The sequence below is a fragment of the Comamonas sp. FG99 genome, from assembly GCF_057808605.1.
In genome coordinates this window covers 65,890-88,239 of record NZ_JBMDII010000015.1, presented here as the reverse complement: position 1 = coordinate 88,239, position 22,350 = coordinate 65,890, and the positions used below count along the sequence as shown (strand labels likewise).

Here is a 22,350-nt window from a genome sequence, read left to right as displayed (position 1 = left end):
GCTTTATCGAAACAGGTCCTGTCGCCGTGGGCGCAGCAGGTCGGCGGCGGGCCGGGCGGCGGCATCCCAGCGCAGGCCGCGCAGGTGGACCGCGGGCTGGCCCGCGGCGGTCTGGCCCATGAGCAGCGACGCGGCGGCGGCGATCTCGTCGGCCGCGGCGATTTCGGTGATGCGCATGGCGCGGCCGAACAGGTCGGCCTGGCCCACCATGTCGAGCAGCGCGGGCAGGCCCGCGGCGCCCAATGCCACGCCGGTCACGCCCTGGCGCCAGGGCCGGCCAAAGCTGTCGTTGACGAGTACCGCAATGTCGGCACCGAAAGCCGCGTCCAGCCGCTGCTTCAGGCGCGCGCAGCTCGCGTCGGGGTCCAGCGGCAGCAGCAGCGCAAGCTCTTCGCCTTCGGGTTGCTCGACGTTGGATTGGTCGATGCCCGCGTTGGCCATCACGAAGCCCAGCCGGTGTTCGGTGACCAGCAGGCCGGGCGCGTGGCGCACCACCTCGCGGCTCTCGGACAGGATGAGCTCGACCATGCGCGGGTCCTTGCCGGTATCCGCCGCCAGCGCCGCCGCGCGCAGCGAGGGCCGCACCTCGCTCAGGCGCACGAGGCGGCCTTCGGCCTTGGAGACGATCTTCTGCGCCACCACCACGATGTCCTGGCTGGCCGGCGCGATGCCGGCGCGCCGCAGCGCGACGATCAGCAATTCGGCCAGATCGTCGCCGGGCCGCACCAGCGGCAGGCCCGGCAGTGCGGTCAAGGCCAGCGCTGCGCCGCGCAGCATGCCTTTGCCGTGGCTGGGGCACGCAGTGGCGGCCGTCATGGCGTGATGCCGGTGATCTGGATGCCGGCGCAATCGACCTTGTAGCGCTTGTTGATGCCGATCAGCAGCGAGGTCATGGCCTCGGCCGCGGCCGCGTTGGCGATGGGGCCGGCGTCGATACCGCGCGTGCCCGCCGCCGCGGCCAGCGCGAGCACGGTGGCGCGTGCCTCGGGGTCGTTGCCGCAGACCAGCACGTCGCAGGCGATGGGGCCCCCGGCCTGCAGCTTGGCGGCGCCCACGTTCTGGAAGGCCGAGACCACGCGCACGCCTTCGCCCAGGCGCTGCTGGGCGATCTGCCCGGCCGAGCCCTCGGGCGGCAGCTGCACCACGGCGACCTTGGGCGGCACCAGCGGCACCACGGCGTCGACCACGATCTTGCCGGCCACCACATCCTTGATCTCGGCCAGCGTGGGTTCGTGGTGCGAGAAGGGCACGGCCAGCACCACGACCTCGGCGGCCGCCGCCGCGCCGGCATTGCTGTCGGCGCGCACGGGCGGTGCGCCATGGCCGGTAGCGATCAGGGCCGCCGCCGCCTGGGCCTTTTCGGGGGAGCGCGAGCCGAGGATGACGGGGTAGCCGGCCGCGGCCCAGCGCATGGCCATGCCGGAGCCCAGGGCCCCGGTGCCGCCGAGGATGGCGATGATGGGAAGCATTTGCTGCATGGATGGCTCCTTGAGGTGGGCGGCTGTCAGTCCAGCGCCATTTCGGTCAGGGGAACGATCTGCACGCCCGCGGCTTCGAGCCCGGCGCGCACGGCGGCCGACAGGGCCAGGGCCGTGGGCTCGTCGCCGTGCACGCACAGCGAGTCGACCCGGCGCTTGATGCGCTTGCCGTTGCGCGAAATGATTTCGCCCTCGGTCACCATGTGCACCACCTGGCGCGTGGCCTGCTGCGCGTCCTTGATGACGGAGCCCGGCACCTTGCGCGAGGTCAGGTTGCCGTCGTCCTCGTACAGGCGGTCGCAGAAGCCCTCGCGCGCCAGCGGCAGGCCGAGCTGCTGCGCGGCCTTCTCCATCTCCGAGCCCGACAGCGCGACATAGATCAGGTCGCGGTCCACGGCCTTGATGGCGCGGCCGATGGCCAGTGCGTAGTCGGCGTTCTCGGCCGCCATGTTGTTGAGCGCGCCATGCGGCTTGACGTGCGTGACCTTCTCGCCGCAGAACGAGGCCATGGCCTGCAGCGCGCCGATCTGGTAGGCGATCAGGTTCTCCAGGTCGTCGGCGCGCATGTCGATGCGCCGCCGCCCGAAACCCCACAGGTCGTTGAAGCCCGGGTGCGCGCCGATGCTCACGCCCTGGGCCTTGGCGTTCTCGACCACGCGGCGCATGGTCAGCGGATCGCCGGCGTGGAAGCCGCAGGCGATGTTGGCCGAACGGATGATCTTGAGGATGCCGTCGTCGTTGCCGATGTCATAGGCGCCGAATCCTTCGCCCATGTCTGCATTGAGGTTCACCGAAATTGTCACTGTCGTCTCCTTGCGCGCTCGTCGAGCGCTGTTGAAATCACGGCCCTGCCAGGGGGTTGGGTGTGCTTGAAACTTAGTATAAGATACTAACAATAGTAAGACAATACAAATAATTCAAGCGTTGGTTTTGGCGGCGCAGGCGCCGCCCATGAGGAGATGGCATGGATGTACGTTTTCTGAGTGCCGGAGACACCGCTTTGGTGGTGGAGTTCGGCGATCGCATCGAGCGCGGCCTGAGCGAGGCCGTGCTGCGCCTGGCCAGCCGTATCCGTGCAGCCGCCGTGGCGGGCGTGGTGGAGACGGTGCCCAGCTACCGTTCGCTGATGGTCCACTACGATCCCTTGCGCACCGGCCGCCAGGCGCTGGCGGATGCCTTGGGGGATCTGCTGGATGGCGGCGGCGTTGCCGCCCCGCCAGGGCGCCGCTGGCGGCTTCCCGCCTGCTATGAGGCGCCGCATGCGCCCGATCTCGCCGAAGTGGCCGAGCGCACCGCGATGCCGGCCGCTGGCGTGGTGCGCCTGCACGCCGGCACCGAGTTCCATGTCTACATGCTGGGCTTCGTGCCGGGCTATCCGTATATGGGCGATCTGCCCGGTGCCCTGGTGCTGCCGCGCCGGGCCGATCCGCGCGTGCGCGTGCCGCCGGGCTCCATTGCCATCGCTTCCACGATGACGGCCATCTATCCCATCGAGAGCCCGGGCGGCTGGCACCTGATAGGCGCCACTCCCGTGCGCCTGTTCGATCCCGGGCGCGAGCGCCCGGCCTTGCTCGCCCCTGGCGACAAGGTCTGCTTCGAGCCGGTGGGCCTGGCGCGCTTCGACGAACTGCGCCGCGCCAGTGCCGCCGGCGACTACTTGCCCGACAGCGAAAGGATTCACCCATGACCGCCTGCCTCCTCGTACGCCATCCCGGCATCCACACCACGGTGCAGGATCGCGGCCGCATCGGATTCCAGGACGTGGGCGTTCCGGTCTCGGGCCCGCTGGATGTTGTGAGCCTCGCCTTGGCGAATGCGCTGGTCGGCAATGCGGCCGGCGCGCCGGCGCTGGAGATGCTGCTGCAGGGGCCGACGCTCGATGTGGCCTGCGATGCGGTGCGCGTGGCGTTGGTCGGCAGCGATGTGGCGCTGGAGGTCGGAGGCCCGAATGCGCGCAAGGTGCCGCCCGGCAGCAGTGCGCGGCTGCTGCGCGGCGAGACCCTCGCGGTCGCGCGGCTGGGCGCTTCGGCCTGCGCCTACCTTGCCGTGGAGGGCGGCATCCAGGTGCCGCTGTGCCTGGGCAGCGCCTCCACCTATGTGCGCGGCGGTCTGGGCGGTGTTGAGGGCCGGGCGCTGCGCGCTGGTGACCGCCTGCCACTGGCACAGGCCTCGGTGCCCGCGCACGGCGAAAAGCGCCTGGCGCAGGCGCTGGACCTCGGGCTGGAGCAGGCCATCCGCGTGGTGCTCGGTCCGCAGGCGGATTGCTTCGACGCACCGGCCATCGCCGCCTTCTTGTCGGGCGAGTACCGGGTATCGGCCCAGGCCGACCGCATGGGGTTGCGGCTGGACGGACCGGCATTGCGGCATGCCCGGGGCAGCGATATCGTCTCCGACGGCATCGTGGCCGGCGCCATCCAGGTGCCGGGCTCGGGCCAGCCCATCGTTCTGCTGGCCGACGCCCAGACCACAGGCGGCTATCCCAAGATCGCCACGGTCATCTCGGCCGATGTCCCGGTGCTCGGGCGGCGCAAGCCCGGCAGTCTGGTGCGGTTCGCCGCAGTGGATGTGGACCAAGCGCAGGCCTTGCGCCGCGACCAGCAGGCAAGGATTGAACGCCAGGCCGCCGGGTTGCTCGATGCCGCGGCAGCGGCCGTGCTGGACCTGTCCGCCCTGCATACGGCCAACCTCATCAGCGGCGTTGCCAGCGGCCGGTACGAATCCGCTTAAAGGTTCGCCTTGGACGGGCCTGCAAGGAGTATTCTGTCATCCTATTGTTGGAATGGCTGAATGACCAGTATGCAAAACCTGCACAGTACCGACCGCCGGGGCAAGATCCCGGCCTATATTCAAGTGGCCGCCGCACTGCGGCGCCGTGTCGAGACCGGCGAATGGAAGCCCGGCGAACAGATCTCGACGCTGGAGCAATTGGAGACCGAGTTCGGCGTGGCCCGCGTCACCGTGCGCCAGGCCGTCGAGCTGCTGGAACGCGAAGGCCTGGTGCGGCGCCAGCAGGGGCGCGGTACCTTCGTCAACGAGACTGTCAAAGACAAGCGCTGGCTCGAGCTGGAAACCTCCTGGGAGATGGTGCTGGAGTCGATCCGCCACAACGTGCCCAAGTTCATCAAGGTCGCCAACCCGCCAGCGTTTCCGATGCTGCGTGAAGGCGAAGGCCGGCTGGCCGAAGAATACGTGTTCCTGCGCAGTATCCAGCTCAAAGACGGCAAGCCCTACGGCGTGGTCAACCTGCACCTGTCCAAGCCCATCTTCGAGCGCGAGAAGGCGCGCTTTCTCAAGCACACGGCCCTGCCCATCGTGGCCGAGATGGACCTGAACATCGAGCATGCGCACCAGATCCTGGTCATCGGCACGGCCGCGCCCGAGATCGCCGAACTGCTTGAGGTGTCGCTGAGCGCGCCGACTGCCGAGGTGCGCTGGGTGCTGCGCGACGACACCGACACGGCCATCTACGTGGCCGACATCATCTACCGCAGCGACTGCGTGAAGATGTCCACTGATTTCTTCAGTCCGCAACGTCCCAGGAAGGCCGCACGCAAATGATAAATATACTAACGTACTATAAATAGTATGTTATATTGATCGCGACATGATGACGCGGACGCGTCCCGGTTCATGCCGGGTGCCGCTCGCGCCGACAAGAAGTTAGTCACAAAAGGAGACAAAGCCATGTCGGATCAAGGTGTGGGGGCGAGAGCGCTGCGCAAGGAGGATGATCGCCTGATGCGCGGGCGGGGCCAGTTCGTGGCGGACATCCGCCTCGCTGGCCTGCAGGACGTCGCATTCGTGCGCAGCCCGCTGGCGCATGCGCGCGTCACCGGGGTGCGGGTGCCGCCCGAGCATGCGGACCGCGTCTACTGCGCGCAGGACCTGGATGGGGTCAGGCCGGTGCGCGCGGTATCGGGCCTGCCGGGCTTCAAGGCCTCCGAGCAGGCGGTGCTGGCCACAGGCAAGGTGCGCCATGTGGGCGAAAACGTGGCCATGTGCGTGGCGCCCACGCGCGCCGAGGCCGAGGATATCGCCGCCCTGGTGCGGCTGGACCTTGAGGAACTGCCCGCCGTGCACGACATGCTGGCCGCACGCGCGGGCGCAAGCGCCTTGCTGCACGAGCACTGGGGCGACAACGTCTTCCTTGAAACCCGTGTCGACGTCAACATGGAGGCGGTGCGCGGCGCGGCCTTCCAGGTCACGCGCGAAATGCGTACCTCGCGCCAATGCATGGCGCCCATGGAAGGCCGCGGCGCGGTGGCCCACTGGGATTCGCGCCTGGAGCAACTGGTGCTCTATACCTCCACGCAGATGCCGCACATCGTGCGCAGCGGCCTGGCCGAGTGCCTGGGGCTGGAAGAAGGCCAGGTGCGCGTGATCACGCCCGATGTGGGCGGCGGCTTTGGCTACAAGGGCATCTTGCTGACCGAGGAGGTCGCGCTGGGCTGGCTGGCCATGCGGCGCGGCCACCCCGTGCGTTGGATCGAGGACCGGCGCGAGCATTTGACGGCCGGCGCCAACTGCCGCGAGCACCACTACCACATCACTGGCTACGCCGATGCCCAGGGCCGGCTGCTGGGGCTGCGCTGCGAGGCCACGGTGGACTCGGGCGCCTATTCGTCCTATCCCTTCTCCGCCTGCCTGGAGGCCGCGCAGGTCGCCAGCATCCTGCCCGGTACCTACGACTTCCCGGCCTACAGCTGCAGGACCTGGTCGGTGGCGACCAACAAATGTCCCATCCTGCCCTATCGCGGTGTGGCGCGCACGGGCGTGTGCTTCGCGCTGGAGCTGCTGCTCGACGACCTGGCGCGCGAGGCCGGCATCGAGCCCTACGAGCTGCGGCTCAAGAGCCTGGTGCGCCCCGAGCAGATGCCGTTCGACAACATCACCAACAAGCATTTCGACAGCGGCGACTACCCCGAGGCCCTGCGCCAGGCCGTGGCGGCGATCGACATCCCGGCCGTGCGCCGGCGCCAGCGCCGTGGCGAGCCCGACGGGCGGCTCATCGGCGTGGGCCTGGCAATCTACTGTGAGCAGGCCGCGCATGGCACCTCGGTCTATGCGGGCTGGGGCATACCCATGGTGCCCGGCCATGAGCAGGCCACGGCGCGGCTCACGCCCGATGGCGGGCTGGAGCTGCGCATAGGCGCGCATTCGCACGGCCAGAGCCTGGAGACCACGCTGCCCCAGGTGGCCCACGAGATCCTGGGCATCGACATCGCGCGCATCAAGCTGGTCCACGGCGACACGGCCTACACACCTTATTCCACGGGCACCTGGGGATCGCGCTGCATGGTCATGTCGGGCGGTGCCGTGGCGCGCGCCTGCCGCACGCTGGCGCAGCGTGTGGCCCATATCGGCGCGTCCATGCTGCAGGCCGCGCCCGAACAAGTCCAGGTGCGCGACGGCCAGGTCATCGGCCCGCAGGGCGGCGTGGCCATCGCCGAAGTGGCGCGGCTGTGGTACCGCCGGCCGCAGGATCTGCCGGCCGGCGTCGATGCGGGCGGCCTCGAAGTCACCGAGGGCTACAAGCCGCAGCGCGACTCGGGCACCTTCGGCTATGGCGTGCATGCGGCGCTGCTGGCCGTGGACCCCGAGACCGGCGACGTCCAGATCCTCGACTACGTGATCGTCGAGGATGGTGGCAAGCTGGTCAATCCCATGGTGGTCGATGGCCAGATCTACGGCGGTACGGCGCAGGGCATAGGTACGGCGCTGTACGAGGAAATGGCTTTCGACGCCTCGGGCCAGCCGCTGGCCTCGACCTTTGCCGACTACCTGCTGCCCGGGCCCACCGAAGTGCCCGAGCCGCGGCTGATCCACATGGAGACGCTGTCGCCCTACACCGAGTTCGGCGTCAAGGGCATCGGCGAAAGCGGCGCCATCCCGCCGCCGGCGGCCATAGGCAACGCGATCAACGACGCGCTGCGCCCGCTGGGCGCGCAGCTGCACGTGTCGCCGGCCACGCCGCGCCGCATCCTGGAGGCCATCGCGCAGGCCCGGGCCAAGGCAGAGGCCGATGTCATGTTCGGCACCGATATCGCGCTCAAGGAGCTCGCATGAAGCCCGCCCGCTTTGACTATGAGCGCCCGGCAAACCTGGCAGGCGCCTTGCGCCTGCTGCGCCAAGACGGCGCGGCCGTGAAGATCGTGGCCGGCAGCCAGTCACTGGGGCCGATGCTGAACCTGCGCCTCGTGCAGCCCGACCTGCTGGTAGACATCACCGGCCTGCCCGAGCTCAAGCGTGTGGAGGTGGGCGACACGCACATCGTCATCGGTGCCTGCGTCACGCACGCCGACATCGAGGACGGCCGCGCGCTCGATCCGGCCGATGCGACGGGCGCCGTGCTCGCGCTGGTGGCGCGCGGCATAGCCTACCGCGCCGTGCGCAACAGGGGTACGCTGGGCGGCAGCATCGTGCATGCCGACCCGTCGGCCGACTGGATCTCCAGCCTTTGCGCGCTGGGTGCCGAGGTGCTGATCGCGGGCCCGCCAGGCCAACGCGCCATGCCGCTGGCGGAGTTCATGACCGGTGTGTTCGAGGTCGACCTGGCGGCCGACGAAATACTGGAAGCGGTGCGCATTCCACGCCTGTCGCCGCAGGCGCGCTGGGGCTACCACAAGCTGTGCCGCAAGACCGGCGAGTTCGCCCACGCCATCGGCGCGGTGCTGCACGATCCCGGGCGCGGCGTGTGCCGGGTGGTGCTGGGCGCCACTGAATCGCGCCCCATCGTCATGGCCGAGGCCACGGCGCTGTTCGACACCAGTCGCATGCTGCGCACCGAGGCCGCGCGCGCCTTGCTGCTTGAGGTCGGCCATGTCGATGCCCTCCACAATCAGACCCACCTGGCCGCCCTCAAGCGTGCCGCGCTCAAGGCACAGCAGCCATGAAAGTCATCAATCTCACCGTGAATGGCCAGGACGTGCGCAGCGCGCGCGTCGAGCCGCGCACCCACCTAGCCGATTTCCTGCGCGACTCCCTGAACCTCACCGGCACCCACCTGGGCTGCGAGCACGGCGTGTGCGGCGCCTGCACGCTGATGGTCGACGGCGTGCCCACGCGCTCCTGCATCACGCTGGCCGTAGCTTGCGACGGCGCCCAGGTCACCACCATCGAAGGCATGGACGACGACGAGGTCATGCGCGCGCTGCGCGCCGCCTTCACGCGCGAGCATGCGCTGCAGTGCGGCTATTGCACGCCCGGCATGCTGGCTTCGGCCCACGACGTGGTGCTGCGCATGCCCGAGGCCACCGAGCGCGACATCCGCTACGCCATGAGCGGCAACCTGTGCCGCTGCACGGGCTACGTGGGCATCGTGCGCGCGGTGCAAAGCGTGATCGAGCAGCGCCGTGCCGCCGGGCTGGGAGTACCGGTGCGCCTGCGCCAGGAACTGGGGCCCGTGGGCTCCGGCCACGCCCCGCCGATGGCACGAGCGAATACGGATAGGGATGCCGCAACGCAGCAGGCCGGCAGGCGCGAGGCGGCAGCGCTGGCTGCACCCAGCGTGCCGCGCGCGGCGGCACCCGCTGCCGTGGATGCAAGCAAGCCGCTGACCACCTTGAACCAGGGTTTCAGCGTGGACTTCCCGCGCGACGAAGTCTGGGCCTTCTTCGGCCGCCTGGGCGAGGTCACGACCTGCCTGCCCGGCGCGTCGCTGCTGGCGCCCGCCACCGAGACCCATGTCGAGCCCAAGCTGCGCATCAAGGTCGGCCCCATCGTGGCTGAATTCGAGGGTGCCGCCGACGTGCAGCGTGACGCGGCCAGCCATACGGGCACCATCCATGGCAGCGCGCGCGACACCAAGTCGGCCTCGGCCACGCGCGGCGAAATCCGCTATGTGCTGTCCGAGGAGAAGGGTGGGGCGGCCACGCGCGTCGACGTGCAGGTGGGCTTTGCGCTGACGGGCCCCCTGGCCCAGTTCAGCCGCTCCAGCATCGTCAGGGACATCGCACAGCGCATGACCGATGCCTTCGCACAGAACCTGCGTGCGCGCCTGGGCCAGGCGAATGGCGCCGAAGCCCCAGCGGCGCCGGCCGCGGAGCTCAACGCTGGCGCCCTGGTGTTTTCGGTGCTGCGCGAGCGCATCGCAAGCCTGTTCAGAAAGCTGTTCGGGCGCAGGTGAGGGTTGCCTGATTTGCGCCGGCATGGCGGCCAAGCCCTCTCCTGCGCTGGCGCATACCGCCCCTTCAAGGCTTCAAGGCCCGCGCCGCCAGCCATTTGCCGCAGCCGTGCTGCTGGATTGCCGAGTCCAGTGCTTGCTCGTAGTCGGGCTGGGCCTCTTCGAGGCGGGCGCGCCCCTTGGCGGTCAGCACGGTGTAGACGCCGCGCTTGTCGTCGGGGCACAGGTCGCGCACGGTGAGCTCGCCGCGCTCCAGCCGCTCGACCATGCGCGAGACCGAGCTCTGGTTCAGCCCCAGGTGCGAGGCCAGCTCCTGCATGCGCAGCTCGGAGTCGGGCGAGCGGGCCAGCACTTCCAGCGCGCGGTACTCCGACAGGCCCAGGCCATGCCGGGCCTGGAGCAGCTTGCCCAGCTCGGTCTCGACCTGGGCAGTCGCCTGGATCAGCTCAAGCCATGCAGCGCTTTTCTTGGACATGGATGGGTCTACTCCTGTGGTGCCGTGGGCATGCCATTTTTACATATGCATGCCCATGCAAGCAGTGAGCGGTGAAAGGTGACCCCGGGCGCTTGCTGCCCGCAGCTCAGGCCGGCGCTTTGCGCCGGGGCCGGATGCTGTCGGCCAGCTTGAGCCAGACCACGCCGCCGATGATGAGTGCCAGCCAGAAGGCCTGAGCCGGGCTGATGGGCTGGTCGAGCAGGAGGCTGCCGAAAACGGCTGCGCCTACCGCGCCAATACCGGCCCATACCGCGTAGCCCATGCCCACGTCGATGCTCTTGAGGGCCAGGCTGAGTGCATACAGCGTGAGCAGAAAGAAGGCCAGGGCGGCCGCCGACCAGGCCGGCACGGTGAAGGCCTGGCTGCCGGCCACGCTGAGCGCATAGCCGATCTCGAAGGCGCCGGCCAGCAGCAGGGCGGCCCAGGCGCGGCCCTTGCCTGCGGTGCTTGGGGTGATGGTGTTGTTCATGGATATGTCCTTGGTTCGGAAAGAGATGGCAGGCATCAGGCCGCGCCGCTCAGCCGCAGGCCGATGACGCCGCCGATCACCAGCGCCATGCCGATGAACTTGCCCGGGCTCAGGCGCTGGCCGAAGAACAGGGCGCCGAGGATGACGATGCCCACGCCGGACACCGAGGTCCACAGCGCATAGCCCACGCCCACATCGAAGACCAGCAGCGCATGGCTGAGAAAATAGGTGGCGATGGCGCCGCTGGCCAGCGTGGCCGCGGTCCAGCCGGGGCGGGTGAACCCCATGGCCTTGCCGGCGGAGATGGCGACCGCGATTTCGAAGATGACCGCAATGCCGAGATAGAGCCAATGCATGCTGATTTCCTTGGTTGGGATGGATGTACCATGCAGGTATTTATTTGCATGTGCATGCATTTTATTGAAGGTCTGGAGCGTTTGTCAAATTATTTGCATATGCATGTAAATTGCTGGATTGCCGCTGCTCAAGGCCGGCAAGGTTCGGGGGCTGGCGGTCGGCAGCTTCAGGCGCTCGGCGCTGCCGCCCGAGGTGTCCACGCTCGACGAGTCGGGCCTCAAGGGTTATGAGTTCGTGGTGCCGGTGCTGGCGGGCACGCGCGAGCAGCAGTAGCGGCCATGGCCGCTGGCCAGCACCCAAACCAGCACCCAAACGAACAAGGGGCATCGCCGATGCCCCTTGCTATCTCCTGGCCGCAGGCCGTCTTACATGCGCTCGAAGATCGCCGCGATGCCCTGGCCGCCGCCGATGCACATGGTCACCAGCGCGTAGCGGCCGCCGCTGCGGTGCAGCTCGTGGATGGCCTTGACGGTGATGACGGCGCCGGTGGCGCCGATGGGGTGGCCCAGCGAGATGCCCGAGCCGTTGGGGTTGACCTTGGCCGGGTCGGCGCCCAGGCCCTTGGTGACGGCGCAGGCCTGGGCGGCGAAGGCCTCGTTGGCCTCGATCACGTCCATCTGGTCGAGCTTGAGGCCGGTCTTGGCCAGCACGGCCTTCGAGGCCGGCACCGGGCCGATGCCCATGATCTTGGGCTCGACGCCGGCGTGCGCATAGCCCACCAGGCGGGCCAGCGGCTTGGCGCCGCGGGCGCCGGCGGCCGAGGCTTCCATCAGCAGCACGGCGGCGGCGGCGTCGTTGATGCCCGAGGCGTTGGCGGCGGTGACGGTGCCGTCTTCCTTCACGAACACCGGCTTCATCTTCTGGAAGTCCTCTATTCTTGCGCCGGCGCGGAAGTGCTCGTCCTGCTCGAAGGCGACCTCGCCCTTCCTGCTCTTGAGCATCACGGGCACGATCTGGTCCTTGAAGCGGCCCTCGGCCCAGGCCTTCTCGGCGCGCTGGTGGCTCTCGAGTGCCAGCGCGTCCTGGTCTTCGCGGCTGACGCCGAATTCCTTGGCCACGTTCTCGGCCGTCACGCCCATGTGGATGGTGTGGAAGGGGTCGTGCAGCGCGCCGACCATCATGTCCACCATCTTGGTGTCGCCCATGCGCGCGCCAAAGCGCGTGGCCAGGCTGGCGTAGGGCGCGCGGCTCATGTTCTCGGCGCCGCCGCCGATGGCCAGGTCGTAGTCGCCCAGCAAGATGCCCTGGCTGGCGCTGACGATGGCCTGCAGGCCCGAGCCGCACAGGCGGTTGACGTTCATGGCCGGCGTTTCCTTGGCGCAGCCGCCGTTGACGGCCGCCACGCGCGACAGGTACATGTCCTTGGGCTCGGTGTTGACGACGTGGCCGAACACTACGTGGCCCACGTCCTTGCCTTCCACGCCGGCGCGGGCCAGCGATTCCTTGACGACCAGCGCGCCCAGCTCGGTGGGGGGCACGTCCTTGAGGCTGCCACCAAAGGTGCCAATGGCGGTGCGCACTGCGCTGACGACGACGACTTCACGGGACATGGTTATCTCCTGGTTGGAATGAAGGCGCGCAGGGCCCAGGGCCGTCATGCGCGCGGATGATGCACCGCAACATTATTGCCGGCCCGCGGTTTTGTGCAAGTCGGTAGCTTCACGGGGGGCTCCTGGGCGACAGTGGAGCTGTCTATCCATGCATTTTTGATAGCTGCTAGCGTTTGACAGTCAACGTTTTTAGATACTTTTATATCTGAAAACATTGTGTGTAAAGCGCTGATGGCTATCAAAGATATATACCCATCCGTCAGGCTTCGCGCACGTCGGCGACCACGTTCTGGCCGAAGTCGGCGCGCTGCAGCCAGGCCAGCACCCGGGCGGCGGCATCCCGCGGCGTGCTGAGCCTGCCGCCGGCATGCATGCCGCTGAAGTTGGCGAGGTCGGGAAAGTCGGCGGCTTCGGCGCTGCGCAGCTGCAGCTGCATGTCGGTGTCGATCACGCCGGGGGCCAGCGAGACGATGCGCGCGCCGTGGGGTTTGAGGGCTTCCTCCAGCGCCACGCAGCGGGCGTAGGCGTCCATGCCGGCCTTGGCGGTGCAGTACGCGGCCTGCGAGGCCATGGGCCGGCGGCCCAGGCCCGAGGATATGTTCAGCACCTTGCGCGGCACGGTCCAGGATTCGGTGGCGGCCAGGAAGGCGCCGGTCAGCGCCATGGGCGCCTCCAGCCCCACGCGCAGGGCGTTTTGCAGGTCGGCGGTGGCAAGCGCCGACAGCGGCGCGATCCGCGGAATCACGCCGGCGTTGTTGATCAGGGTGATGCTGGACCAATCGGTTGCCTGCAGGCCTTGCAGCCAGGCGGACAGGCGCTGCGCCGCCGCGCCGCTGTCGGCCAGGTCCTGCTCCCACTGGGTGAGCTGGCCATCGCCGTGGGCGCTGGCCGCAAGCTCTGGCGAGCGGTGCCGGGCGATGCTCAGCAGGCGGTGGCCGTGGCCCAGCAACTGCTGGCCCATGGCCAGGCCCATGCCGCGCGAGCCGCCGGTGAGGATGTAGAGGTGTTGGTGCATCCACACATCATACGAGCGGCTACGATGGCGGTTTTGCAATAGAGACGAAAGCAGCCATGAACGAACAACAACGCGTAGCAGTAGTGATTGCCGGTGGCAGCGGCATGGGCGCGGCGGCGGCCCGCAAGCTGCATGAAGACGGTTTTGCGCTGGGCATCCTGTCGTCGTCCGGCAAGGGCGAAGCGCTGGCCAAGGAGCTGGGCGGCGTGGGCGTGACCGGCTCGAACCAGAGCGTGGCCGACCTGCAGCGCATGGTGGATGCGGTCATGCAGCGCCATGGCCGCATCGACGTGCTGGTGAACGGCGCGGGCCACGGCCCCAAGGGCGAGCTGCTGGCCCTCAGCGACGAAGACTGGATCAAGGGGCTGGAGGTGTACTTCCTGAACGTGGTGCGCGCCACGCGCCTGGTGGCGCCGATCATGCAAAAGCAGGGCGGCGGCAGCATCATCAACATCTCCTCGGCCTGGGCGTTCGAGCCCGCGGCGCTGTTCCCCACGTCGGCGATGGCGCGCTCGGGCCTGGCCGCCTTCACCAAGATCTTCTGCGACGAGTACGGCAAGTACAACATCCGCATGAACAACGTACTGCCCGGCTGGATCGACAGCCTGCCCAAGAAAGAGGAGCGCCAGGCCGCGGTGCCGCTGCAGCGCTATGGCACGGCCGAGGAGATCGGCGCCACCGTGGCCTTCCTGGCCTCGCAGGGCGCGGCCTATATCAGCGGGCAGAACATCAAGGTCGATGGCGGCCTGATGCGCCACGTCTAGCGCTAGAAGTCGGGCGGCAGCGAAAACTCCAGCCAGTCGCCGCTCACCGGGTGCCGCAGGGCCAGCTGCTGGGCCTGCAGCAGCAGGCGCGGCGCCATGGCCTGCGCCTCGGGCGGCGCATACAGGCCGTCGCCCAGCATCGGATGGCCCACGGCCTGCAGGTGCACGCGCAGTTGGTGCGTACGGCCGGTGACTGGCGCCAGCCACAGCCGGCTGCAGCCCGGGGCGATGGCCGCGGTGGCGGGCAGGGCGGCGGCCTCGGCGTCGCTCACCGGGCGCCACCAGGTCTGGCTGGGCTGGCCATCCGGCGCGATCACGCGCAGCGGGCGCCGCTCCCAGTCGGCGGCGATGGGCAGCTCGATCAGGCTCCAGTGCTCGCCATCCTGCGGCATGCCAGCGGCATCGACCGATGGCGATGGCTTCGGCTGGCCCCAGACCACGGCGAGATAGCGTTTCTCGACCTGGCGCGCCGCGAACGCGTCGCCCAGCTGGCGCTGCACCGCCGGGTTGCGCGCCATGGCCACCAGCCCCGAGGTGGCCTGGTCCAGCCGGTGCACCACCAGCGCATCCGGCCATTGCGCCTGGGCCCGGCGGCTCAGGCAGTCCTGCTTGTCCGGCCCGCGCCCGGGCACGCAGAGCAGGCCGCTGGGCTTGTTCAGCACCAGCAGGTGCGGGTCGATATGGATGGGATGCAGCTCGGGCGTGGACACGGCGATGGCGGGTGGGGCAAGGCCGCGATTGTAGGGCGCCGAAGCATGGTAAAAAGCTGGGCAGGCTTTCGCCACAAGACCACCACCAGGAGACCCCATGCTAGGCCTGATGCAGAACCAGCCATTGCTGATTTCTTCGCTGCTGGAATTCGCGGCGCGCCACCACCGCGATACCGAGATCGTCTCGCGCCGCGTGGAAGGCGACATCCACCGCTACACCTACACCGACATGGCCGGCCGCGCGCGCCAGCTCGCCAACACGCTCGATGCGCTGCAGCTGGCGCCCGGCAGCCGCGTGGCCACGCTGGCCTGGAACGGCTACCGCCACCTGGAGCTGTACTACGGCGTGGGCGGCTCGGGCCGGGTGGTGCACACCATCAATCCGCGCCTGCACCCCGAGCAGATCGCCTGGATCGCCAACCATGCCGAAGACCAGGTGCTGTGCTTCGACCTGAGCTTCCTGCCCATCATCCAGGCCATCCATGGCAAATGCCCCACGGTGCGGCAGTGGATCGCGCTGTGCGGCCCCGGGCATCTGCCGGCGGACAGCGGCATTCCCGGCCTGCTCGACTATGAAAGCTGGATCGCCGACGCGCCCGCGAGCTACCGCTGGCCCGAGCTCGATGAAAACACCGCCTGCGGCATGTGCTACACCAGTGGCACCACCGGCAATCCCAAGGCCGCGCTGTATTCGCACCGCAGCACCATCTTGCACGCCTACGGTGCCTCGCTGCCGGATGTGATGTGCCTGTCCTCGCGCGATGTGATCCTGCCGGTGGTGCCGATGTTCCACGTCAATGCCTGGGGCACGCCGTACTCGGCGCTGCTCAACGGCGCCAAGCTGGTCTTTCCCGGGCCGGGGCTCGACGGCAAGTCGGTCTACGAGCTGCTGGAGGCAGAGCAGGTCACTTTTGCCGCCGGCGTGCCCACCGTGTGGCAGATGCTGCTGTCGTACATGCAGCAAAACGGGCTGCGCTTCTCGTCGCTCAAGCGCACGGTGATCGGCGGCTCGGCCTGCCCGCCGGCCATGATCCAGACCTTCCAGGAGCAATACGGCGTGACGGTGCTGCACGCCTGGGGCATGACCGAGATGAGCCCGCTGGGCACCGTGTGCACGCTCAAGAACAAGCACCTGGCGCTGCCCCGGCAAGAGCAGGACGCGCTGCTCGCCACCCAGGGCCGGGCGATCTTCGGCGTCGAGATGAAGATCGTCGGCGACGACGGCCGCGAGCAGCCCTGGGACGGCAAGACCTTCGGCGACCTGCTGGTGCGCGGCCCCTGGGTGGTGGCCGACTACTACCGCAACGGCGGCGCCTCGCCGCTGGTCGCGGACGAGCAGGGTGTGCCGTGGTTCCCCACCGGCGACGTGGCCACCATCCACCCCGACGGCTTCATGCACATCACCGACCGCAGCAAGGACGTGGTCAAGTCCGGCGGCGAATGGATCAGCTCCATCGACATCGAGAACATCGCCATGGCCCACCCCAAGGTGGCCATGGCCGCCTGCGTGGGCATGGCGCACCCCAAGTGGGACGAGCGGCCCATCGTCGTCGTGGTGCTCAAGCCCGGCGAAAGCCTGTCGCGCGAAGAGCTGCTGGCCTTCTATGCGGGCAAGGCCGCCAAATGGCAGATACCCGACGACGTGGTGTTCGTCGACAGCATCCCGCTGGGCGCCACCGGCAAGATGCTCAAGACCCGGCTGCGCGAACAGCTCAAGGACTATGTGCTGCCCGGGCAGTAAGCGCATGTTCAATGGGCTGGCAAAATCCTTTCAACTTAAATATATTTAAGTGTTTTGGCGGATTTGCTAACATATATGCATGTCCAAGAAATCCCAGGCGCTGCAATCCATGCCGCCCGCCGTGCTGGCGAGCCTGCGCCAGCTGGGTGAGCACCTGGCGATTGCCCGTAAGCGCCGGCGCGAGCCGCTCAAGGCCTGGGCGCAGCGTATAGGCGTGTCCGAGCCCACGCTGATCCGCATGGAGCGCGGTGATCCCAGCGTCTCCTGCGGCGCCTATGCAACCGCGCTGTGGCTGATCGGGCGCAGCCCCGCCCTGGCCGGGTTGGCCGCGCCCGAGCATGATCTGGGCGCGCTGGAAGCGTCGGTACGCGCCGCGCAGGCGCGTTCGGTGCGCAAGCCCGCCTCGGTGGAGGCGCGGCTGCGGGCGCTGCGCCCCCCTGAAAAGGAGCTTGAGTGATGGCGGCCTGGGATGCCCCCGCAGCACTCTACCAGCCGCAGGACACGCTGTACCTGTGGTGGCTGGGCCAGAGCGCGGCGCCCGTGTGGATAGGTACGCTGCACACGGTGCGGGCGCTCAGGGGCGTGTCGCTGCGCTATGCGCCGCAGTGGCTGCAGCATGGCTTTGCGCTGAGCGAGGACCTGCCGCTGCTGGACCAGGAATTCCTGCCCGCGCAGAAGGACAGCGCGGCCGGTGCCGTGGACGACGCCCGCCCCGACCGCTGGGGCGAGCGGGTAATCCGCGTGCTGGACAAGCCGCCGCGCCTGTCGTTGATGGAATACCTTTTTTATGCCGGCGACGAGCGTTTCGGCGCGCTGGGCGTGTCGCTGTCGCCGCAGGCCTATGTGCCGCGCCGGCTGGGCCCGCTGCCCGGCTTTGCCGATGCCCAGGCCATCCAGGCCCTGGTGCGCCAGGTGCTTGAAGGCTCGCCAGTGCCGCGCGAGCAGCGGCGCCTGATCGCCCCCGGCGTGAGCATGGGCGGCGCACGGCCCAAGGCCCTGGTCGAGATCGGCGGCGCGCAGTGGGTGCTCAAGTTTTCCGAGCTTGGCGAGGCGGTGGACATGCCGTTGGTCGAACACGCCACGATGACGCTGGCGCGCGCGGCGGGCATCACCGTGGCCGAGACCCTGGCGGTGCCGCTGCAGCAAGGGCATGCGGTGGCAGTGAAGCGCTTCGACCGCGAGGGCGGCCGGCGCCGGCATGCGCTGTCCGCCCGCGTGGCGCTGCAGGCAGCGGGCGAGCCCATGGGCTACCCCGAGCTGGCGCAGCTGCTGCGGCGCAAGGGCGTGGCGCAGGGCGGGCGCCATCTTGCGCAGATGCGCGAGCTGTTCCGCCGCATGGTCTTCAACATCCTGCTCGACAACACCGACGATCACGAGAAGAACCACGTGCTACTGGCCACGGACAGCGGCGCCTACGAGCTATCGCCGGCCTTCGACGTGCTGCCCTCGGGCCAGGCGCTGGGCTACCAGCAGCTGCGGGTAGGGCTGCAGCAGTCGGACGCCACGCTGGACAACGCGCTGTCCGAGGCAGCGCAGTTCGGCCTCCAGCGCGCCGAGGCGCAAGCGGCCGTGCGCGAAGTTGCCCGGGTGGCGGGCCGCTGGCAGGCGCATTTTGCCGGCGCCGGCGTGCGCCCGGGCGACATTGCCTCGCTGGCCGAGCAGATCGACCGGCCCTTCCTGCGCGAGCAGCGCCAGGCCTGGGGCGGAGCCTGAGTTGACACCATGAAAGCACCATGCACCCACTTGCCATGCCAGCGATAACGGATGACTGCCGCCTCGCGCTGCAGCGCCATTCCACCCGCGCCTTTCTCGACCGGCCGGTGGCCGATGCGCTGGTCGAGGCGCTGGTGCAGGAGGCGCGCTGGGCGCCCAGCGGCGCCAACCTGCAGCCGGGCTCGTTCTGGCAGGTGGCCGGCGAGGCCCGGGCGCGGCTCAGCGCCGGCCTGCTGCAGGCGTTTCGCGGCGGTGCGCAGGAGCGCGAAGACTACGACTACTTTCCGCGCCCGCTGCCCATGTCGCTGCGCAAGCGCCAGGTGGGGGCGGCGCAGGCGCTGTACGGCGCGCTGGGCGTGGCGCGCGGCGATGCGGCCGGGCGGGCCGAGCAGTTCGAGCGCAACTTCCGCTTCTTCGACGCGCCGGTGGCGCTGATCATCACCATCGACAGCGGCTTTGGCAGCGGCGGCTACATGGATCTGGGCATGGCCATCTACGGCCTGATGCTGGCGGCCGAGGCCCGGGGCCTGGCCAGCTGCGCGATCGGCGCCATGGCCTCCTATCCCGGGCTGATCCGCGAGGCGCTGGGGCTGGATGCTCGCCACACCGTGGTCTGCGGCATGGCGCTGGGCCATGCCGACGCGGCAGCGCCCATCAACCGCACCCGCACCGAGCGCGCCGCGCTGGGTGAGTATTTCCAGAAAATCAGCTAGCTTGCAGCAGCGCCGCGCTGCCCAGGCCGCCGGCGCCGGCCACCGCCGCCAGGCCCCAGGCGCCGCCTGCGGGCGCGCGCTGCAGGTCGGCCAGCAGCCGCACCAGCGCAATGGCTGCCGAGGCCCCTATCGGGTGGCCGCGCGCCAGGCCGCCACCGTGGCGGTTCAGCAGCGCCGGCTCCATGCCTTGTGCTTGCAAATGCCGCTCCCACTGCAGGCCCTGCACCGCGAAGGCGTCGTGCAGCTCGATGGCATGCAGCGCCTGCCAGGGCAGGGCGCTGCGCTCCAGCAGGCTGCTGGCGGCGGCCAGCGCCTGGGTCAGCGGCATGCGGCTGGCGCCGCCCAGCGCGCGGTAGCCCTGCCAGCGGGCGACGGAGTGCAGGCCCAGCTCGGCGCAGGCGGATTCGCTGGCCAGCAGCACCAGGCCGGCGCCATCGGCGCGGGTGGAGACCGCCAGCGCGCTGACGGCGCAGGCCTGGGCCGCAGCGCTAGCGTGCTGGTCGGACTGCGCCACCACCGGCATGCGCGCCAGCTGCGCGGGCCCCAGTGGACGCGGATAGGCATCGTGCCGCAGGCCTTCGACGGCGATGATTTCATTGGCCACCAGGCCTTGCGATTGCCGCGCGCGTTCGTGGCTGCGGCGCGCATAGTCGTCCTGTTGCTCGCGGGTGTAGCCGCGCTCGGCCGCATAGCGGGCCGCGGCCAGCAGCAGGTCGGGATCGTCTTGCGCCAGCGGCGCGAACGGCGGGCGCTCATAGGGCTGCGGCGTCTCGTGGGCATGCAGCGGCCGGGTCTGGCGCAGGGGCGCGCGGCTCCAGGCCTCGACGCCGCCGGCCACCACCAGGCGGGCCTGGCCGCTGGCGATCAGCGCCGCGCCCATGGCCACCGCGTCCAGGCCGGCGCAGCACTGGGTGTCCAGGCTGTAGGCGGCGCAGGCCTCGGGCAGGCCGGCGGCCAGCGCCACCATGCGCGCCGGGTTGCCACCCGCGCCCAGCGCATTGCCGAGCACGATGGCATCCACGTCCTGCGGCCGCGCGCCGGCGCGCGCCAGCATCTCGCTGAGCACCGGTGCCGCCAGCTGGTGCGGCGCCAGCTGGCGAAAAGCCCCGCCGTGCGGCGCGACGGCGCTGCGGGCAAAGCCGGCGATCAATGTGGCCAGGGCAGCAGAGACGGAGGACATGGATCGGGATTGTGCAGCCATTGCGCGACCGCCGCATGGTCGCTCTTGCCGCTGGCGGTCTGCGGCATCGGCTGGGCGAGGAAAAAGCGCCGTGGCGCCTTGTAGGCTTCGAGCCGCTCGCGGCACCAGTGCTGCAGCTCGGCCGCAGAGGGCGGCGCGGCGCCGGGCGCCAGCTGCAGCGCCGCCACGACCAGCTTGCCGCGCAGCGCGTCTTCCACGCCCTGCACCGAGGCGGCGGCGATGCGCGGGTGCTCGCACAGCACCGCCTCGACCTCTTCGGGAAACAGGTTGCGGCCCTGGGTGACGAGCATGCGCTTTTCGCGGCCCACCAGGGTGAGCATGCCGTCCGCCTGCAGGCTGCCCATGTCGCGCACCGACAGCCATTCGCCGCTGGCGCCACCCTGGCCATCGCGGTGGCGCACCGCGGCCGTGGCATCGTGGCTGCCGCCCACGTAGTCCATGAACAGCATCGGGCTCTGGATGAAGATGCTGCCCACCTCGCCCGGCGCGAGAGAGCGCGCGCCGGGCGCCACGCCGTCGCGGATCTGCAGTCGCACGTTGGAGAACGGCCGGCCCACCTGCTGCGCCGGCGCGTCGGCCTGCGCATCCATCCAGGCGATGAAGCTGGCCTCGGACGCACCATAGAACTCCACGATGCGCGCCTGTGGAAACAGCGCCTGCAGCGCCGGCGTGTGCTGGCGCATCCAGCGCGCGCCGCTGATGGTGATGAGCCGCACCGCCGGCATGGGCGCAAGCCGTCGCCGCTCGGCCAGCTGCAGCATCAGCAGCAACTGGCTGGGCACCGCCACCAGGCAGGGCGTGGCGCCCGAGGCCAGCGTGGCCAGGCAGCGCGCGGCCGAGAACCGGCGCTGCAGCACCGCGCCCGCGCCGCTCCAGATGCCCAGCAGCGCGCCAAACAGAAACAGCGAATGCGACATGCGCCCCGGCGCCAGCACGCGCGTGGCCGCGGCGGCGCCGAACTCTTCGATGCAGACGCGAAAGCTCTCGGTCCACGAGCGGTGGTGGCGGCGAAAGCCCTTGGGCGTGCCGGTGCTGCCCGAGGTGAAACCGATGTAGAAGGGCGACAGCTCGCCCGCCGGGGCGGGCTGCGCGGCCTGCCCGGCGACGAAGTCCCCCATCAGCGCCCGCACATGGGCTTGCACCGGCGCCGGCCAGTCGCTGTCGGCCACCGCGGCGCAGCGGCCGCTGGTGATGGCGGCGAGAAAATCCGCCAGCATGTCCAGCGGGCCGTTGGCATCGTCGACCAGCACGGTGGCGCTCGCCTGCCGGGCGTCGAGCCGCCGGGCGCGCTGCTCCACCAGCGCATGCAGCGCGGCAAAGCCCAGCTGCTGCGCGCCGTCGTCAAAGGCCGGCGCAGCGCCGCGCTCGGCGGCCCAGCGCGCCAGCGGGCTGTGGACCAGCAAGGGCGCCGTCATTGCGGATTGGCGCGGCCGCCAAAGCGCCAGTCGGGAATGCCGCGCGCCACGGTGTGCACCACCACCGCGGCCACCACGCACTTGATCAGATCGCCAGGCACGAAGACCAGGGTGCCCGTCAGCGCCTGCACCGGGCTGAGCTTGGCCACCAGCACCAGGCCCAGCACGCCGAAGGCATGGATCACCAGGATGCCGCCCACCAGCGAGGCGATGAAGGCATTGAACGCCAGGCGGCCCGGCGTCGCGCCCGGCAGCACGCGCATCAAAAGGCCGCTGACCAGCGCCGCCACCGGCCAGCACACCAGGTAGCCGACCGATGGCAGAAAGAACACGCCCACGCCGCCGCGCCCGCCGGACAGCAGCGGCAGGCCCAGCGCCACCGCCGCCAGGAACAGCAGCATGGCCTGAAAGCCCAGCCGCGCGCCAAGCAGGCAGCCGGCGAGCATCACGCCCAGGGTCTGCACGGTGATGGGCACGCCCAGCGGCAGGTCGATCTTGGGGATCAGGCCGAAGACGGCGAGCAGGGCGGCGAACAAGGCCGTCAGGGCGATGCGGTGCGAGGTGGAGGTGTTCATGTCGATTCCAGCAGGATGGGGGTGATGGGGT

General features: G+C 69.6%; 24 protein-coding genes. 12 read left to right on the top strand and 12 right to left on the bottom strand.

Annotation, left to right across the window (positions count from 1 at the left end; translation table 11 throughout):
* Positions 1–3: 3 nt before the first annotated feature.
* From cofE to ACODRX_RS12230, 3 genes are read right to left on the bottom strand one after another with little or no spacing between them, the layout of a single operon-like run.
* Positions 4–816 (bottom strand): coenzyme F420-0:L-glutamate ligase, encoded by an 813-nt coding sequence (cofE, locus tag ACODRX_RS12240; RefSeq protein ID WP_488871780.1) that lies wholly within the window; start codon positions 814–816, stop codon positions 4–6.
* The gene (npdG, locus tag ACODRX_RS12235; RefSeq protein WP_488871779.1) at positions 813–1,478 is read right to left on the bottom strand and encodes an NADPH-dependent F420 reductase; all 666 of its coding nucleotides are present in this window, start codon (positions 1,476–1,478) and stop codon (positions 813–815) included. Before npdG ends, cofE begins: the two co-directional genes overlap by 4 nt.
* 26 nt (positions 1,479–1,504) lie before the next feature.
* The gene (locus tag ACODRX_RS12230; protein WP_488871778.1) at positions 1,505–2,281 is read right to left on the bottom strand and encodes a LamB/YcsF family protein; all 777 of its coding nucleotides are present in this window, start codon (positions 2,279–2,281) and stop codon (positions 1,505–1,507) included.
* 161 nt (positions 2,282–2,442) lie between these two features.
* Here ACODRX_RS12230 and pxpB point away from each other — a divergent pair, with 161 nt between their 5' ends.
* From pxpB to ACODRX_RS12200, 6 genes are all read left to right on the top strand, one after another.
* Positions 2,443–3,165 (top strand): 5-oxoprolinase subunit PxpB, encoded by a 723-nt coding sequence (pxpB, locus tag ACODRX_RS12225; RefSeq protein ID WP_488871777.1) that lies wholly within the window; start codon positions 2,443–2,445, stop codon positions 3,163–3,165.
* On the top strand, positions 3,162–4,205 hold the full coding sequence (locus ACODRX_RS12220) for a 5-oxoprolinase subunit C family protein (protein WP_488871776.1): 1,044 nt from the start codon (positions 3,162–3,164) through the stop codon (positions 4,203–4,205). The genes pxpB and ACODRX_RS12220 overlap by 4 nt, the downstream gene beginning before the upstream one ends.
* Before the next feature lie 60 nt (positions 4,206–4,265).
* Complete coding sequence (locus ACODRX_RS12215; RefSeq protein WP_488871775.1) at positions 4,266–5,036, top strand: GntR family transcriptional regulator; 771 nt, start codon at positions 4,266–4,268, stop codon at positions 5,034–5,036.
* Between the two features lie 126 nt (positions 5,037–5,162).
* Positions 5,163–7,544, top strand: coding sequence for a xanthine dehydrogenase family protein molybdopterin-binding subunit (locus ACODRX_RS12210; protein ID WP_488871774.1), 2,382 nt, complete (start codon positions 5,163–5,165; stop codon positions 7,542–7,544).
* On the top strand, positions 7,541–8,371 hold the full coding sequence (locus ACODRX_RS12205) for an FAD binding domain-containing protein (protein ID WP_488871773.1): 831 nt from the start codon (positions 7,541–7,543) through the stop codon (positions 8,369–8,371). The genes ACODRX_RS12210 and ACODRX_RS12205 overlap by 4 nt, the downstream gene beginning before the upstream one ends.
* Positions 8,368–9,603 carry a xanthine dehydrogenase family Fe-S subunit gene (locus ACODRX_RS12200; RefSeq protein ID WP_488871772.1) on the top strand — a complete coding sequence of 412 codons (1,236 nt, stop codon included), beginning with the start codon at positions 8,368–8,370 and terminating at the stop codon, positions 9,601–9,603. The genes ACODRX_RS12205 and ACODRX_RS12200 overlap by 4 nt, the downstream gene beginning before the upstream one ends.
* A gap of 64 nt (positions 9,604–9,667) precedes the next feature.
* On the opposite strand, the gene ACODRX_RS12195 is transcribed toward ACODRX_RS12200, so the two are convergent.
* The 3 genes from ACODRX_RS12195 to ACODRX_RS12185 form a co-directional block, all read right to left on the bottom strand.
* Positions 9,668–10,075, bottom strand: coding sequence for a MarR family winged helix-turn-helix transcriptional regulator (locus tag ACODRX_RS12195; RefSeq protein WP_488871771.1), 408 nt, complete (start codon positions 10,073–10,075; stop codon positions 9,668–9,670).
* 106 nt (positions 10,076–10,181) lie between these two features.
* Positions 10,182–10,565, bottom strand: a complete 384-nt coding sequence (locus ACODRX_RS12190; RefSeq protein WP_488871770.1) for a DMT family transporter — start codon at positions 10,563–10,565, stop codon at positions 10,182–10,184.
* Between the two features lie 35 nt (positions 10,566–10,600).
* Complete coding sequence (locus tag ACODRX_RS12185; protein WP_488871769.1) at positions 10,601–10,921, bottom strand: DMT family transporter; 321 nt, start codon at positions 10,919–10,921, stop codon at positions 10,601–10,603.
* Positions 10,922–11,039: 118 nt separating this feature from the next.
* Between ACODRX_RS12185 and ACODRX_RS12180 the strand changes: the two genes are divergently transcribed.
* Entirely contained in the window at positions 11,040–11,195 is a 156-nt protein-coding gene (locus ACODRX_RS12180) for a hypothetical protein (RefSeq protein ID WP_488871768.1), read from the top strand.
* 92 nt (positions 11,196–11,287) lie between these two features.
* On the opposite strand, the gene bktB is transcribed toward ACODRX_RS12180, so the two are convergent.
* Together bktB and ACODRX_RS12170 are read right to left on the bottom strand one after the other, a co-directional pair.
* Positions 11,288–12,472, bottom strand: coding sequence for a beta-ketothiolase BktB (bktB, locus tag ACODRX_RS12175; protein WP_488871767.1), 1,185 nt, complete (start codon positions 12,470–12,472; stop codon positions 11,288–11,290).
* 259 nt (positions 12,473–12,731) lie between these two features.
* On the bottom strand, positions 12,732–13,487 hold the full coding sequence (locus tag ACODRX_RS12170) for an SDR family NAD(P)-dependent oxidoreductase (protein WP_488871766.1): 756 nt from the start codon (positions 13,485–13,487) through the stop codon (positions 12,732–12,734).
* Positions 13,488–13,543: 56 nt separating this feature from the next.
* Here ACODRX_RS12170 and ACODRX_RS12165 point away from each other — a divergent pair, with 56 nt between their 5' ends.
* The gene (locus ACODRX_RS12165) at positions 13,544–14,251 is read left to right on the top strand and encodes an SDR family oxidoreductase (RefSeq protein WP_488871765.1); all 708 of its coding nucleotides are present in this window, start codon (positions 13,544–13,546) and stop codon (positions 14,249–14,251) included.
* Between the two features lie 2 nt (positions 14,252–14,253).
* On the opposite strand, the gene ACODRX_RS12160 is transcribed toward ACODRX_RS12165, so the two are convergent.
* A complete protein-coding gene (locus tag ACODRX_RS12160; protein WP_488871764.1) occupies positions 14,254–14,961 on the bottom strand; it encodes an RluA family pseudouridine synthase in 708 nt (235 codons plus the stop codon).
* Between the two features lie 97 nt (positions 14,962–15,058).
* Here ACODRX_RS12160 and ACODRX_RS12155 point away from each other — a divergent pair, with 97 nt between their 5' ends.
* From ACODRX_RS12155 to ACODRX_RS12140, 4 genes are all read left to right on the top strand, one after another.
* A complete protein-coding gene (locus ACODRX_RS12155) occupies positions 15,059–16,702 on the top strand; it encodes a 3-(methylthio)propionyl-CoA ligase (RefSeq protein ID WP_488871763.1) in 1,644 nt (547 codons plus the stop codon).
* Positions 16,703–16,781: 79 nt separating this feature from the next.
* Positions 16,782–17,159, top strand: coding sequence for an XRE family transcriptional regulator (locus ACODRX_RS12150; RefSeq protein ID WP_488871762.1), 378 nt, complete (start codon positions 16,782–16,784; stop codon positions 17,157–17,159).
* Positions 17,159–18,415, top strand: a complete 1,257-nt coding sequence (locus ACODRX_RS12145; protein WP_488871761.1) for a type II toxin-antitoxin system HipA family toxin — start codon at positions 17,159–17,161, stop codon at positions 18,413–18,415. The genes ACODRX_RS12150 and ACODRX_RS12145 overlap by 1 nt, the downstream gene beginning before the upstream one ends.
* A gap of 20 nt (positions 18,416–18,435) precedes the next feature.
* A complete protein-coding gene (locus tag ACODRX_RS12140) occupies positions 18,436–19,128 on the top strand; it encodes a nitroreductase (protein WP_488871760.1) in 693 nt (230 codons plus the stop codon).
* Here ACODRX_RS12140 and ACODRX_RS12135 read toward each other — a convergent pair.
* The 3 genes from ACODRX_RS12135 to ACODRX_RS12125 are packed head-to-tail and all read right to left on the bottom strand — an operon-like array spanning position 19,121 to position 22,319.
* Positions 19,121–20,308, bottom strand: a complete 1,188-nt coding sequence (locus tag ACODRX_RS12135) for an acetyl-CoA C-acyltransferase (RefSeq protein WP_488871759.1) — start codon at positions 20,306–20,308, stop codon at positions 19,121–19,123. The two genes, ACODRX_RS12140 and ACODRX_RS12135, sit on opposite strands and share 8 nt — an antisense overlap.
* Entirely contained in the window at positions 20,275–21,744 is a 1,470-nt protein-coding gene (locus ACODRX_RS12130) for an AMP-binding protein (RefSeq protein WP_488871758.1), read from the bottom strand. The genes ACODRX_RS12135 and ACODRX_RS12130 overlap by 34 nt, the downstream gene beginning before the upstream one ends.
* Complete coding sequence (locus ACODRX_RS12125; RefSeq protein WP_488871757.1) at positions 21,741–22,319, bottom strand: biotin transporter BioY; 579 nt, start codon at positions 22,317–22,319, stop codon at positions 21,741–21,743. The genes ACODRX_RS12130 and ACODRX_RS12125 overlap by 4 nt, the downstream gene beginning before the upstream one ends.
* Positions 22,320–22,350: the final 31 nt, after the last annotated feature.

Excerpts from the sequence above, each read along its gene's own strand:
- ACODRX_RS12140 (WP_488871760.1), top strand. The coding sequence starts at position 18,436 with ATGCACCCACTTGCCATGCCAGCGATAACGGATGACTGCCGCCTCGCG.
- ACODRX_RS12125 (WP_488871757.1), bottom strand. The coding sequence starts at position 22,319 with ATGAACACCTCCACCTCGCACCGCATCGCCCTGACGGCCTTGTTCGCC.
- ACODRX_RS12210 (WP_488871774.1), top strand. The coding sequence starts at position 5,163 with ATGTCGGATCAAGGTGTGGGGGCGAGAGCGCTGCGCAAGGAGGATGAT.
- ACODRX_RS12135 (WP_488871759.1), bottom strand. The coding sequence starts at position 20,308 with ATGTCCTCCGTCTCTGCTGCCCTGGCCACATTGATCGCCGGCTTTGCC.
- ACODRX_RS12150 (WP_488871762.1), top strand. The coding sequence starts at position 16,782 with ATGTCCAAGAAATCCCAGGCGCTGCAATCCATGCCGCCCGCCGTGCTG.
- pxpB (WP_488871777.1), top strand. The coding sequence starts at position 2,443 with ATGGATGTACGTTTTCTGAGTGCCGGAGACACCGCTTTGGTGGTGGAG.
- ACODRX_RS12155 (WP_488871763.1), top strand. The coding sequence starts at position 15,059 with ATGCTAGGCCTGATGCAGAACCAGCCATTGCTGATTTCTTCGCTGCTG.
- ACODRX_RS12165 (WP_488871765.1), top strand. The coding sequence starts at position 13,544 with ATGAACGAACAACAACGCGTAGCAGTAGTGATTGCCGGTGGCAGCGGC.
- cofE (WP_488871780.1), bottom strand. The coding sequence starts at position 816 with ATGACGGCCGCCACTGCGTGCCCCAGCCACGGCAAAGGCATGCTGCGC.
- ACODRX_RS12205 (WP_488871773.1), top strand. The coding sequence starts at position 7,541 with ATGAAGCCCGCCCGCTTTGACTATGAGCGCCCGGCAAACCTGGCAGGC.
- ACODRX_RS12170 (WP_488871766.1), bottom strand. The coding sequence starts at position 13,487 with ATGCACCAACACCTCTACATCCTCACCGGCGGCTCGCGCGGCATGGGC.
- ACODRX_RS12195 (WP_488871771.1), bottom strand. The coding sequence starts at position 10,075 with ATGTCCAAGAAAAGCGCTGCATGGCTTGAGCTGATCCAGGCGACTGCC.
- ACODRX_RS12145 (WP_488871761.1), top strand. The coding sequence starts at position 17,159 with ATGGCGGCCTGGGATGCCCCCGCAGCACTCTACCAGCCGCAGGACACG.
- npdG (WP_488871779.1), bottom strand. The coding sequence starts at position 1,478 with ATGCAGCAAATGCTTCCCATCATCGCCATCCTCGGCGGCACCGGGGCC.
- ACODRX_RS12190 (WP_488871770.1), bottom strand. The coding sequence starts at position 10,565 with ATGAACAACACCATCACCCCAAGCACCGCAGGCAAGGGCCGCGCCTGG.
- ACODRX_RS12185 (WP_488871769.1), bottom strand. The coding sequence starts at position 10,921 with ATGCATTGGCTCTATCTCGGCATTGCGGTCATCTTCGAAATCGCGGTC.
- ACODRX_RS12130 (WP_488871758.1), bottom strand. The coding sequence starts at position 21,744 with ATGACGGCGCCCTTGCTGGTCCACAGCCCGCTGGCGCGCTGGGCCGCC.
- ACODRX_RS12215 (WP_488871775.1), top strand. The coding sequence starts at position 4,266 with ATGACCAGTATGCAAAACCTGCACAGTACCGACCGCCGGGGCAAGATC.
- bktB (WP_488871767.1), bottom strand. The coding sequence starts at position 12,472 with ATGTCCCGTGAAGTCGTCGTCGTCAGCGCAGTGCGCACCGCCATTGGC.
- ACODRX_RS12220 (WP_488871776.1), top strand. The coding sequence starts at position 3,162 with ATGACCGCCTGCCTCCTCGTACGCCATCCCGGCATCCACACCACGGTG.
- ACODRX_RS12200 (WP_488871772.1), top strand. The coding sequence starts at position 8,368 with ATGAAAGTCATCAATCTCACCGTGAATGGCCAGGACGTGCGCAGCGCG.